The sequence below is a fragment of the Psychrobacter sp. TWP2-1-2 genome, from assembly GCF_049896785.1.
GTDB lineage: Bacteria > Pseudomonadota > Gammaproteobacteria > Pseudomonadales > Moraxellaceae > Psychrobacter.
Genome location: NZ_JAFCVA010000002.1, coordinates 64,890 through 78,157 on the forward strand (window position 1 = coordinate 64,890; position 13,268 = coordinate 78,157).

At 41.8% G+C, this 13,268-nt stretch carries 12 protein-coding genes; 3 read left to right on the plus strand and 9 right to left on the minus strand.

Features of this window, described 5'->3' with window-relative positions; all coding sequences use genetic code 11:
- Positions 1–50: 50 nt before the first annotated feature.
- The 4 genes from ACP7AE_RS02210 to ACP7AE_RS02225 form a co-directional block, all read right to left on the minus strand.
- On the minus strand, positions 51–332 hold the full coding sequence (locus ACP7AE_RS02210) for a succinate dehydrogenase assembly factor 2 (RefSeq protein ID WP_201540475.1): 282 nt from the start codon (positions 330–332) through the stop codon (positions 51–53).
- Positions 333–361: 29 nt separating this feature from the next.
- A complete protein-coding gene (folP, locus tag ACP7AE_RS02215) occupies positions 362–1,258 on the minus strand; it encodes a dihydropteroate synthase (protein ID WP_426241201.1) in 897 nt (298 codons plus the stop codon).
- A 188-nt stretch (positions 1,259–1,446) separates the two neighbouring features.
- The gene (gene ftsH / locus ACP7AE_RS02220; protein WP_320158775.1) at positions 1,447–3,342 is read right to left on the minus strand and encodes an ATP-dependent zinc metalloprotease FtsH; all 1,896 of its coding nucleotides are present in this window, start codon (positions 3,340–3,342) and stop codon (positions 1,447–1,449) included.
- A 401-nt stretch (positions 3,343–3,743) separates the two neighbouring features.
- Positions 3,744–4,376 (minus strand): RlmE family RNA methyltransferase, encoded by a 633-nt coding sequence (locus ACP7AE_RS02225; RefSeq protein WP_045444188.1) that lies wholly within the window; start codon positions 4,374–4,376, stop codon positions 3,744–3,746.
- Positions 4,377–4,719: 343 nt separating this feature from the next.
- On the opposite strand from ACP7AE_RS02225, the gene ACP7AE_RS02230 reads away from it, so the two are divergent.
- Both ACP7AE_RS02230 and ACP7AE_RS02235 read left to right on the plus strand, forming a co-directional pair.
- Positions 4,720–5,028, plus strand: a complete 309-nt coding sequence (locus ACP7AE_RS02230) for a YhbY family RNA-binding protein (RefSeq protein ID WP_045444184.1) — start codon at positions 4,720–4,722, stop codon at positions 5,026–5,028.
- Positions 5,029–5,251: 223 nt separating this feature from the next.
- On the plus strand, positions 5,252–5,980 hold the full coding sequence (locus tag ACP7AE_RS02235; RefSeq protein WP_426241202.1) for a hypothetical protein: 729 nt from the start codon (positions 5,252–5,254) through the stop codon (positions 5,978–5,980).
- A 114-nt stretch (positions 5,981–6,094) separates the two neighbouring features.
- On the opposite strand, the gene ACP7AE_RS02240 is transcribed toward ACP7AE_RS02235, so the two are convergent.
- Entirely contained in the window at positions 6,095–6,823 is a 729-nt protein-coding gene (locus ACP7AE_RS02240; protein ID WP_045444182.1) for a CHAP domain-containing protein, read from the minus strand.
- Between the two features lie 262 nt (positions 6,824–7,085).
- Between ACP7AE_RS02240 and ACP7AE_RS02245 the strand changes: the two genes are divergently transcribed.
- The gene (locus ACP7AE_RS02245) at positions 7,086–7,601 is read left to right on the plus strand and encodes a hypothetical protein (protein WP_426241203.1); all 516 of its coding nucleotides are present in this window, start codon (positions 7,086–7,088) and stop codon (positions 7,599–7,601) included.
- A 298-nt stretch (positions 7,602–7,899) separates the two neighbouring features.
- On the opposite strand, the gene lpxC is transcribed toward ACP7AE_RS02245, so the two are convergent.
- From lpxC to ACP7AE_RS02265, 4 genes are all read right to left on the minus strand, one after another.
- Positions 7,900–8,817 carry a UDP-3-O-acyl-N-acetylglucosamine deacetylase gene (gene lpxC, locus ACP7AE_RS02250; protein WP_426241204.1) on the minus strand — a complete coding sequence of 306 codons (918 nt, stop codon included), beginning with the start codon at positions 8,815–8,817 and terminating at the stop codon, positions 7,900–7,902.
- A 373-nt stretch (positions 8,818–9,190) separates the two neighbouring features.
- Positions 9,191–10,396: a cell division protein FtsZ gene (gene ftsZ / locus ACP7AE_RS02255; protein WP_045454113.1), complete on the minus strand. Its 1,206-nt coding sequence runs from the start codon at positions 10,394–10,396 to the stop codon at positions 9,191–9,193.
- A gap of 235 nt (positions 10,397–10,631) precedes the next feature.
- Positions 10,632–11,924: a cell division protein FtsA gene (ftsA, locus tag ACP7AE_RS02260; RefSeq protein WP_426241205.1), complete on the minus strand. Its 1,293-nt coding sequence runs from the start codon at positions 11,922–11,924 to the stop codon at positions 10,632–10,634.
- Positions 11,925–12,104: 180 nt separating this feature from the next.
- Positions 12,105–12,899, minus strand: coding sequence for a cell division protein FtsQ/DivIB (locus tag ACP7AE_RS02265; RefSeq protein WP_426241206.1), 795 nt, complete (start codon positions 12,897–12,899; stop codon positions 12,105–12,107).
- Between the last annotated feature and the right edge of the window lie 369 nt (positions 12,900–13,268).

Below are 13,268 nucleotides of genomic sequence, written 5' to 3' on the forward strand. Positions count from 1 at the left end.
ACCCAGCTATGCCAGCTCTGAACAACCATTTTTTATATCTAAATCAGTCTTTAAGTCAAATCTTTGGTATGACGCCATGTCTTAATTTTATTGACCAATGCCCATATTTCTTCATTTTCTGGACGATTTTGATTGGTGAAATAATCCAACAAATCAGGGTCTTCATGAGTCAGCATTTCTGCAAATGTCTCTTGTTCAGCAGGCTCTGCCGTTAAGTAAATCTCTTTGACATAAAGGTCAATGTAAAAGTCTAACTCTTTTAATCCGCGGCGTGCTTGATAGATAATGCGGCGCTGTTCATTGGTTGGTTCTGGCTGAATTGAGGTGGTCATAAAAGTACTCTCATTATTTTAAATTACGGTTAAGGATAATTATGCGCAGATAATTGACGCCACAAGGCGACTGCTTGCTGCATCATCGCCACATTATGGGTGCGTATAATGCCAGCGCCTTGCTGTAGGGCAAAGATACCAGCTGCCGTACCTACCACATCACGATCTACCGCGTTGGTAGTAGCAACGACTTCGACGCAACTCTTGCTCAATACTTCCGCTAAAAAACGCTTGCGTGAAATGCCAAACATCATCGGTAAACCAAGCACTTGTAGCCTGCTAAGCTGGCTTAATAGTGCGCAATGATGCTCATAATCTTTCGCAAAACCAAAGCCTGGGTCGATAATAATTTTCTCACGCTTAACACCGATTCTTGTTACTTCGTCAATACGCGATAATAGCTCAGCCCTTACGTCACTAATGACATCGTCATAGTGTGCCAAATTATTCATCGTTGTTGGCTCACCGCGCATGTGCATCAGCATGATGGGTATATCAAGCTCAGCCGCTAGTACTGCTGCACCCTCGCGTTTGAGTGCGCGTACATCATTCCAAATATCAGCACCAGCGTCAAAAGCCGCTTTCATAACCTCTGGATTACTGGTATCAATGGATAGCCAAATATTCTCCCCGCATTGCTGCCTAATGGCTCGAACCACTGGCACAACACGCTGCATCTCTTCAACAGTGCCCACAGCATCCGCATTGGGGCGAGTAGACTCACCGCCAATGTCGATAATAGTCGCACCTTCTTCTATCATTTGCTGACAATGCGCAACAGCCTTATCTATCACATTGAACTGTCCACCGTCTGAAAACGAATCGGGTGTGACATTAAGAATACCCATAATATGAGGCTGCGATAAATCTAGTGTTTTATCACGACTTGATATCTTATAGCTGGGTAAGGGCTGAAATAAGGACATAACCAAATTATCTCTCATCAAAACATTCTAATTATTGCAGACTGCTTGTTATGCACTGTGCTTGTTATGCGTTGTGCTTATGATACCAGTAAACTCTATTCTGTACTAAACCCTTCACGAAATATGTACAACAAAAAAAGCCCTTTATGATAAAGGGCTTCTTCTATTGGATATGAATCAACTGACAACTACATCGCTGGTAACGGTGGCGGTGTTGAGTTGGTTGTTTTAATATCACTTTTCGATAAGTTGACTTCATTGTGCTGATAAACTCTAGGTGGACGTGGGTCTTCACCTGCTAGGATATCTTGCAACTGATCACGGTCAATCGTTTCCCACTTCATTAGAGCATCTACCATCGCATGCATTTTTTCTTGATTGCCTTCAATCAATTCACGCGCGATATCATATTGCTCCTCTAACATACGGCGAACTTCTTCATCAACCTTTTGCTGCGTGGCTTCTGAAATCGTACGACTGCTAGAGCCAAAATAGCCTTGCGAGCTGTCTTCATCTTCATAAACCATAATACCAAGCGCATCAGACATACCGTACTTCGTCACCATAGCGCGAGCCATCTTGGTTGCACGTTCGAAGTCGTTAGAAGCACCTGTCGACATTTGATTGATAAAGACTTCTTCAGCGATACGACCGCCGAATAAGATAGCAATATCGCTCAGCATTTTTGATTTATACATACTGGTTTGGTCATGCTCTGGCAACTGCCAAGTAACACCAAGCGCAAAACCACGCGGCATGATCGTTACTTTATGCACAGGATCGGTACCTGGTAGTAGCTCAGCGACTAAGGCGTGACCTGCTTCATGATAAGCAGTAGCACGGCGCTCCTCTTCACGGATGACCATTGATTTACGCTCAGGACCCATATATAGCTTGTCTTTTGCATCTTCAAAGTCATTCATATCAACGCTAGTCTTGTTGCGACGTGCTGCAAACAATGCCGCTTCGTTGACGAGGTTGGCCAGCTGCGCACCACTGAAACCTGGTGTACCGCGAGCCAATGCATTGGCATCCACACCGATAGTATTCGGCAGCTTTCTCAAGTGCACTTTAAGAATTTGTTCACGGCCTTTAATATCTGGCAATCCCACTTGTACCTGACGGTCAAAACGACCTGGACGCAGTAGCGCTTTATCAAGCACATCCGCACGGTTGGTCGCTGCAATGACGATCACGCCTTCATTGCCTTCAAAACCATCCATTTCAACCAATAATTGGTTCAGTGTCTGCTCACGCTCATCATTACCACCGCCCATACCAGAGCCACGATGACGACCGACCGCATCAATTTCATCAATAAAGATGATGCAAGGCGCGCTCTTTTTAGCCTGTTCGAACATATCGCGTACACGTGAGGCACCGACACCGACAAACATTTCAACAAAATCAGAACCTGAGATTGAGAAGAACGGCACTTTAGCTTCACCAGCAATGGCTCTGGCTAACAAGGTTTTACCGGTACCTGGAGGACCTACCATTAAGATACCACGTGGAATCGTCGCGCCCAGTTTGGTAAATTTATCAGGGTCGCGTAAAAACTCGACCACTTCAACCACTTCTTCTTTGGCCTCTTCACAACCAGCCACATCTTCAAAGTTCACCTTGATTTGGTCTTCAGTCAGCATTTTAGCTTTTGACTTACCAAAGCTCATAGGGCCGCCGCCTTTACCGCCAGCGCCGCCTTGCATGTTACGCATGAAGAATAAAAACAGACCAATAATCAATAGAATTGGGAAACTGGCTATCAGTAATTGCATCAAGACGCTTTGGCGTTTTGGGGCAGTCCCTTGGACTTCGACTTGGTTCTCACGCAGCAATGGCATGAGCTCATCATCTGACACAGCTGGTCTAATGGTCTCAAATGATGAACCATTTTTCTTTTCGCCGGTGATTTGCTCGCCATCGATTTCAACGCTGGCTACTTGGTTTTCTGACACAGCGGTCACAAACTCAGAGTAGTTAAGGCTATCCGGCTCGGATGATTGATCAAAGCCGCTAAACACCAGCACCAAAACGCCGATTACCACCAGCCACAATAAGGTATTTTTTACCATGTCGCTCACTAGTTATTCCCATCCCTTACTTATTGGTGTGTTTATTAAACACGTGACGTCTATAAACGTATCGCTCATTTTTTAGTAGATATATTCATAGCCAAAATTTATGAGTCAGACTCACACAACTCAAATGCTGCATGGGGACTGTTTTCACAAGTTATAAATATCAATGACCTATATATCTATCGTAGATGAGCACATCAGGCGCTTATTGTCAGACGACTTTGCCTAAAACATATGCTTGAAACAAAGTTAATATACCATGATATGTGGTGCTAACCTGCATAATTCAAGCAGGTTTCGCTATTATTCAGTTAACGATTGTAGCGGGTTCAATGCGCTCATGAGACTATGTTATGGTGACACATTATCTCGCTTACAATGGCTGTGACACAACGACGTTATGATTATTTAATCGCTATCCAAAACATCTCTTTTGACCGTGGTCGTGACGCACCTGGTTTGATACTACGGATTTTACTAAAATCCTGCTGCATCTGCTTGCGTAATTCTTGTGTGCCTTCACCTTGAAACACTTTCATAATAAGTGCGCCACCTTCTGGTAAGGTTGCAAGCGCGAAGTCCACTGCCAGCTCGCATAAATACATCATACGTGGCTGATCGATTGCGCTGTTTCCTGCCGTATTTGGTGCCATATCGGACAGCACTACATCGACCTGTCTATCACCAACCTCTGCCATGATCGCATCAAACACTTCTGCTTCGCGAAAGTCGCCTTGAATAAAGGTCACATCAGGCAATGTATCCATCGGCAGAATATCAGAAGCAATCAAAATGCCTTTTTCGCCTACTAGCTGACCTGCCACTTGAGACCAACTGCCTGGAGCACTACCCAAATCTACAACTGTCATGCCTTTTTTAATAATATTGGTCTTTTCATTAATTTCTAATAGCTTATAGGCGGCACGGGCACGATAGCCATCTTTTTGCGCTTTTTGCACATAATGATCGTCAATATGCTCTTTCATCCAAGCGCTACTACTCTTTGACAGTTTTTTATTTTCGATACGCGTGGCCAAAATACCTGCTCCTATTGCTTTGCAAAACATTCATACATATTACTGAAGTAGCTAAAAGATTTATGAAGCACATGCGATATGGGTTAAATTCATTCGAATATGCTATCAATCAAGATTTTTCTACATTTGCAGTCTTAAACTGACTAAATTCTATTGGTTAAAACACTGATTTATCAGACAGTAGCGTTTATAATGTGCCCAAACATTCAGTTTAACATTTTCATCACGTAAAATCGTGCAAAATCCTGCTGATCTCATGCAAGATGACCACAGATTATCTATAATGGTCGTCAACTGCTCTTAATAGCACTGTCTTTTATTTTTACCAACACCTAGGAATTCTATGCAACTCGATAACGCTACCATCAAACGCCTAAGAGGCATTGGTCACGACCTCAAACCTATCGTCATGATTGGCAATAAAGGTATTACCCCAACCATTACTGAAGAGATTGATCGCGCGCTATCAGATCATGAGCTCATCAAAGTAAAATTGCCTGCTGGCACAAAAGAAGAGCGCGATGTCATCGGTGCGGAACTTGCCAAAGCGGCTAACGCGTCTTTGGTTCATTCTATTGGTCGTATGGCATTGTTACTACGTAAAAATCCAAACGCCAATCCAAAATTGTCTAACTTAGCACGTCATGCATAATAATATGTGATGACCAGCTGGTTTGAGTGATGTGATGATATGCCATATCAACTCAAATCATAGCCGAATGGTGACGATAAATGTAAAAGCCGCGATGCATCTTGCTCGCGGCTTTTATGTTGTCTGCTCGTTTTAGATTTACTTAGCGTGTAATATTAGCTCACTTAGTCGGTACAACTTTTCTTATGGTTACTTCTATATTTTTATTGTCGGGTCTTAACTTATGAATCAATCATTCAATCTCTGTGTGGCCACCGAAACCATAGTAAATGATGCGCAGCAACTGGGTGTAACAGTGGATGAGTTACAGCGCATCTGTATAAATGTGAGTGCTCAGATTATTCGACAGCCATCACTCCACTTACAGCTAACCTATCAACTCACCCTACCCAACCAAATGCTAGCAAAGCAGCTAAACTGGTCAATGTGGCAGCAAGCACAAGTAAAATTCGATGATTACTTGTGGGAAGAGACTTGCCTTGAGTGTTTTATCGCTGGTCGTCTGATAAATGATGAAAATCTAACGGAGGCTCAAAAGGCAACGCCCTATATCGAGATTAATGCCAATCCAGACGGTCGTTACGCGCTATATCAATTTGCAAGCTATCGTAATCCTGCCACCTTACCACCAACCCCCTTACATGCAGCTGATGGACAAGCGCGCGCGTTTATTAATTGGATAAACAATGTAACGCCAACATTAAGGTACGTGAGAAACCCTTTATCTAATGATCCATCAATTGCAAATAAACCTCATCATTATGAGCGCAGCTTTAATGTACCAGTAATCCAACGACCCAATCAGCAGTACACCATCGCTAATACTGTGATTGAGCAAATACATCCTTGCGTTATTTTATGGTTTGGTGAGATTGCTTTATATTTTGCCCCAAACCACGCCTCCCCGCCTGACTTTCACAATCGTAGCCACTGGTCGAGATTTGAGCTTTAACTCTACTTTTAACTTAAGCATCACAACTCAAAGCGCAAAAAAAACCAGCAACGCCATAAAGAGCATTACTGGATTTGGAGAAAACTTTTAACTTAGGTTACATCTAACTGGCTACTATTTGTCAGCCATCGCGAGGTAAATACCGCGGTCTGATGCATCATCGACATATTGCGAATCACGCCATGTCGTATAGCTGTAAGTGCCACTGTATGGGCTAATGCTGTTTTGGCGGAAATCAGATACCCAATCGTTACCATCAAAGATCTGGATATGACCATGTGGACGGTTTGACGTACGATTATAGACAACGACGTCACCCACTTGTGGCTGCATATCATTACTGATCTTGGTAAAACCTGCTTGAGCAAGTGTGCCGCGAGAGGCATACTGATAAGCTGAAGGGTTAGGCGTAAATTCGTAACCTGCTGATTGTAGCGCTTTACGTACATAGCGAGCACAGTAGCCAGAGCTTCTAGACAGTGCTACTCGCGATGCACTTGCCGCTGCGATAGCAGGAGCAGAATTGCGATCAGGAGCGCGGCTTGATTGCTGCTGACGCTGCTCATAAGACAAACGACTGGTAAGCGAAGCAAGCTGGTATTCTTTTTGCTTGGCATGCGCACTTAAATTATCAATGGCTTGACTGATCTCATCATTGCTATATACATGAGCACCACTGTTAGTGCTATAGATATTGCGGCTAGAACCGTAGTTCGCAGAAGCAGAGATGTTAGTGATGGTATGACTCAAGGTATTATTTGGTTGAAAGGTTGTTTCGACAGCACCACTTGTCTGTGCTATACCCATTCCCAATACTGACAAAATTAATAAAGCTTGTTTCATAAATTTACTACCTATTGTTAATACAAGACCGCTCGTCATCCGTGACAAAGCATCAATTAGTTTAGAGGAGATGATCATTACAAAACATGATAAAATCCTTATTAAAACAGCCCGCTATTTCTTCTGTAGTGACTAATGCTGGTATTATCTGTTAATACCATATTCCGCTTAGTTCACTGTCTCGCAAATCGTTCAGTATCAATTGCTTTTAGCATGTCAATTATGAATATCGATTTTGTCACCTATTAGATGAGTCATCACGATGTCAAAAAAACAGCCAAATCGGCTTGCCCAACTTATCGACCATCAAGCTTTTGCTGGTAGCGCACTACCCCGAACGCTTGCTGACAATATGCGGCTATACATAGAAGCGACCAATGAGGTAAAAGAGCTATTGGTAGATTGTCTACCTGAAGAAATTCTTAATACCTGTTGGGTCGTAGGCCTCACCTCCGGGCAATTAATACTCAGTGTGGGCTCAATGACTGCTGCCAATCATATTCGCTATTTGCAGAGCGCTTATTTGCAAGTCTTAACAGAGCAGTCAATTACATTTAAACAACTCAAGCAAATTCGCGTCGTCGTCGCTAAAAATTCAGCTGATAATCATTCATCTAAACAACTATTAGCAGTATCAGCAACTTTGTCAAAATCTAGTAAAGCCAATGAAAATCAGGCTCTTAGCCAAAACACAAAGCGGACTATATCACAGGCCGCAGAGCATGTCACCACTGATGAAAATCTCAAAAAAGCACTTTTACGTCTGGCAAATCATTGAAATTATTAATGTTACTATGTAAAGTTGTGTAAACAAAACCGTAAAAATCAGCTGATAACGCTGCGATTTTGTAATGACGCAAACAAAAAAAATCACCTGCTAGCTCCGTTCACATTATGAACGTCACCAACAGATGATTGAAAAACTATCCACAGCTTTGATATTCTCTACTCTAGAGCAGAATTGTTAAAATAATCTAAACAATACATTCAAAAAAACGAATATTATTAGAATGTAATTACTGCCGGATTATGTAATATTGCGTAAATGTTTCGATACTTCGTGTATATTCCTGTATTCATCCTTCAACAGTCAAACCTTCGAGAGGTAAATACTGAATTGGACAGGTTACATTGTCATCAAAAGTTACAATTTCAAAATTATTATGATCAGATAGTATCTCACGTACCAATAAATTGTTTAATGCGTGACCAGATTTATAAGCATTAAAGCGACCCAAAATCGGATAGCCAATCAAATATAAATCACCTAAAGCATCCAAAATTTTATGGCGAACGAACTCATCATTAAAACGCAGACCTTCTTCGTTAAGAATATTTGCCTCATCAATAACAATAGCATTATCCATACTGCCTCCTAATGCCAAATTATTCTGACGTAAGGCTTCTATGTCTCGTAAAAATCCAAAAGTACGGGCTGAACTCAATTGCTCAATGAAGTTTTGCGTCGAAAACTGCAGCTGTGCATGCTGAAAATCTTTGTCGATAGCAGGATGATCAAAATCAATCTCAAAATTTAGCTCAAACCCTTCATAAGGACGCAGTTCTGCCCATTTATCGTCTACTTTTACTCTTACAGGTCTGACGATTTTTATAAACTTCTTTGAAGCGTCTTGCTCGCAGAATCCTGCGTCAAGCAGCAACGCTACAAAAGGAGCGGCACTACCATCCATAATCGGTATCTCTGAGGCCGACACACGGATTAAAAGGTTATCCACGCCAAGTCCTGCAATGGCACTAAGCAAATGCTCGACCGTCCCCACACGTATGCCACCAAACACTAGGTTTGACGACATCATAGTATCTTGTACTAAAAAAGCACTGGCTGGAATCGGCTGGCTGCCTTCGATATCAGAACGCTCGAAAACAATACCCGTATCAATAGGTTGCGGATGAAACTCTAAGTCAACAGGCTGACCACTATGGAGACCAATACCTGTAACAGCAATCGCAGTTTTTATGGTTCTTTGGTTCATGGCTGTCTTCTCACATATTTTGTTACAATTGCCATAGTGTATCATTACCCGCCCCTAGTTCGCCATAGTTAAAACTTGCTAATTTCCTTATCTCCTTGATTGATAACACTTATCGTCAATAAATTTTGATGGTTTTCATGTCTCATTGATCACACTGCCTCCGTTAACACAGGGAAATAACAGCCAAATGTTACAATCATAAATTGTTTTATACGCCTATTTATTAATGATGATTTTCGCATCGAGAGGCGATTCTTATAAATAGAGCGCGCTCATAGCTGAATCAGTTTGCTAATATATGGACATTTTCTATAGGCACAAAAAAGCCAGCAACTTAGTACTGGCTTTTTTTGGATCTAAAAATCTGAAAATATTATTTATTTTGTTGACGTTTTAGATAGTCTTGAATGCTATTGGTTTTGGTTTTCGCCTGCTCTTGAGGCGCGCTTGAGCGAGTAGCACTAGCCGTTTCTTGATACATCTGAGCTTGCGATTGCTTCTGGCTGTTTAAAGCACTGGTATGCACGTTAGGGTCAACAGGCTGAGTGCTATTGACAGAAGGAACTGGTGCCTCGACTACTTCTGGCTCTTGTCCAGCGTTTTCATCTAAAGTCAGACCCGTTGCAATAACAGTGACATGTAAGTCATCACCCATTTTTTCATCAATCACTGAACCATAGAAAATATGTGCATCGTCAATATCTGTAATTTCTTCGACAATAACACTGATTTTGCTCATCTCATCCAATGAGAGTGATTCAGAAGAAATTACGTTAACCAATAGACCTTTTGCATTTTCTAAACGCAAGTCATCAAGTAATGGTGATCTGATGGCTTTCTCAGTTGCTTGACGCGCACGATCATCACCGCTAGCACGGCCGATACCCATCATCGCATGACCTTTGGCAGTCATAGCAGTGCGGATATCGTTAAAGTCGATATTGATCATACCTTCACTAGCGATAGTTTCAGCAATACCTTGAACCGCATGTAATAACACATCATCCGCTTTTTTAAAGGCATCTTGCATAGAGATATTGCCATAGACACTCATCAACTTATCATTCGGAATCGTAATGATAGAATCAACAAAGTTAGTCAATTGTTCAATACCAGCTTTAGCAGCCTTGATACGTTTGCCACCTTCAAACTTAAATGGCGTAGTCACGACGGCAACTGTCAACACTTCCATTTCTTTAGCAATACGAGCAACCACAGGCGCTGCACCTGTACCCGTACCACCACCCATACCAGCAGTAATGAACACCATGTCTGAATGCTCGAGTAATGCACGGATGGCTTCTTCTTCGCTTTCTGCTGCTTCACGCCCAACTTCTGGGTTCGCCCCTGCGCCCAAACCGCGATTCGTTTTTGCGCCAAGTTGCAATTTATGCGGTGCAGTTAAACGATCAAGCGCTTGTTTATCCGTATTAGCACAGACGAACGTTACACCTCTAATCCCTTGTTGTACCATATGTTCAACCGCATTACCGCCACCACCACCAACACCGAATACAGTGAAGCTTGCTTGGCCGTTATTTTGAGGCTGGTTATCATCTGGCATGGTGTATTTTGACATAAAAAGGTTTCTCCAGTTGCAGATAGCGTAATGGTCGATACTTGGTAACACACTTATATGGCGCGCTATCGACTTACTATATATAATTGTATTTAAATAAAACAGGGCAATGGCTTAGATAATTGTGCTAGCCAAAATATGCCAGTATGGTACAGGGTGTTACTTTTCGTATTCTTGCCTATTATATAGCTGTATACTCTTATGCTGCTTAATATAAGTATGTTTTGCTAACAGATTATAATATCTTTTTGAGTACACTAGCAAAACGCTGCCCTGCACTTTGAAAAACACCAGTGACTCGATTTTTTTGAATCGCTTCAGGCTCACTTTTTTCACTACGGCGAAACTGCTCGCTTTGACTATATAATAGTGTACCAAATGCCGTTTGATAAGCACGATCATTTACTTGACTGTTTAGCTGCTTAAATGACTCGTCATTATCAAAATGATTATGAGCACTAATAGCAGGATGAGTGTTGGTTAATACTACGGGCATTTTGAGCAATTTTTTGGTAAAGGGTATCATACCTTTAATCGCTGTACCGCCACCTGTGAGTACGATACCTTTGTCGATATAGCCGATGAGATCAGCCTCATGCAATTGACGAGCAACTTCCGTAAATATCTGCACATAGCGCGCCTCTATAATGCGGGCTAGATTATAGATACCAATATTAATCTCGTCACCTGTTCCTTGCGGTTTAAAGATAAAGAACGAGCTAGGATCGACACTATTGACATCGACAGTACCATGGGTTTTTTTCAGCTTTTCAGCTTCAATCATGGAAATACCAAAATCAGCTGAGATATCCATCGTCACTTCGTGGCTGCCTGTCGCGATACAATGGGTAAATATGAGCTTGTTTTCTTTATAAACGCAAATACTGGTCGTACTAGCACCAATATCTACCAAACAAACCCCTTGCTGGCGCTCGTCACTCATCAAACTGTATTCAGCACTCGTCACTGCATTAAATACAATGTGGTCAATACCAACATCACAACTTTGCAGTAATTTTTGGATATTCTGACGACTAGCAACGGGCATCATCATCATGTGATACATCACAGTAATATTATGCGCCATCATTTCGATCGCATCATCCACCATGAAATCTTGATCATCAACATAGATACCCTGCTGACAGCAATGCATTAGATAGTAGTCTGATGATAGATCGCGTGACTTGGCATTAGACAACGCCTGCACCATATCTTTGGCACGTACCGCCTCATCTTCTACACGTACCTCGCCTGCACTATTTTTGCTCGATAATTCCGGTGTCGCTAAGGTCAACCACACACTGTGCACGCGGCAATTGGCAGTATCTTCTGCTTCTTGAATGGCTTGCTTGATAGCACCTTGTAGACGTTCACGGTGTTTTATTTGACCTTGGTAAAAATCGCTATTTTTGACTTGTCCCACGCCCAGAATACGGATGTCTTTTGCAGAGACAACGTTACCAATGACGACATAGACTGCCGTGGCACTTAGATGGACAACAACCAGATTTTCAGTATTTTTCATGGTACCAGACAAATTATCGCTAAACAGGAGACCAAATGACGTCTCCATTAGATCATTAAAAAAAGCGTTATCAACACGCTATGATGTTGTATATTCTGTGCTACAAACTATCAAAATAGCTCAAACTAAAATGCTAACCAGTTTTTGCTTATGCTATCTATCGTTATTTTCTATCTATCGTTATTTTGCTTCATCAATTTTTGGCTGTGCTATATCCCAAGCGATGGTAAAGCCATTTTTATAGCGCAAATCTACAGACTGTATTTCGCCTCGACGCTCACTTAACTGATTGCCGAGCAGCTGACTTAAACTCAGCAGCTTTTGCGCAGTATTCTCGTTATCAACAATCACACGCAGTCCATTGTCAAAACGAATCAGCCAAGTCATTCTTGGTGACAGGATAATATCTTCGACTTGCATACCAAGTGGCGCATACCAGTCGTTAACTTGCTGCATCTGCTGCATGATAACTGGGGCTTGCGTTATCTCACCTTGTAAGGTGGCGAAGCGTTCTTGCGTTAGTTCTTTACTATCAGCAGGGACAAAAACCGCACCTTTTGCATCCACCAAACGCTCTGTACCAAAATTAGCAACCGCTTGCTTAGGTAATGCGGTAACGACTATGCCCCGTTGCCAATCACGAGAAATACTGACCTGATCAACCCAAGCCAGACCCGTCGTAATATCTCTTAACGCTTGCAAATCAGAGGTAAAAAAGCTGCTTACCTTTTGTTGATTCATAACCTGTTGCAATGCGCGATATTGGGTAACTGTCAAACCCTGATTATTCACATGGATAGAAGCTGGCGGTGCATCACGCAACGCTTTTCCACCCATTATCAATATCAGTACGAGCAACCCTAGTACCAATACCATAAAAAAATATTTGAGCGAAGTCGGTACTTGGAACTTAGAGTTTGGGCGACGGGTTTTATCACTCATCAAGTCAGTTACCTCGTTGACAGTTTGAGCCATAACGACCTTTGTCCCTATATTTGCATAAAACTGATCATGCTATTTATAAATGTAACTCTGCATATTTTTGCAGAAGCCTATTAAGTTGACATATTATCAAAATATTTTACTAAAACGATTTATAGGATGACATTATGCTCATTTAAACGTAACATTTTTCTTAATTTATGAATAACTTATGGGCTATGTTCATAGAAAACAGAAATATCACTAAAACAGACCTATAATTACAATATTAACGTATTTTATGGTTAAACAATAGCTTAACCCCTACTAGTGACAACGAATTTACACAAGTTTACATGACGCTGTGGTATAGCAGCTCTAGTGATACATTAACCCGTTCTCGTCTAGTAGTATTCTCAGGCT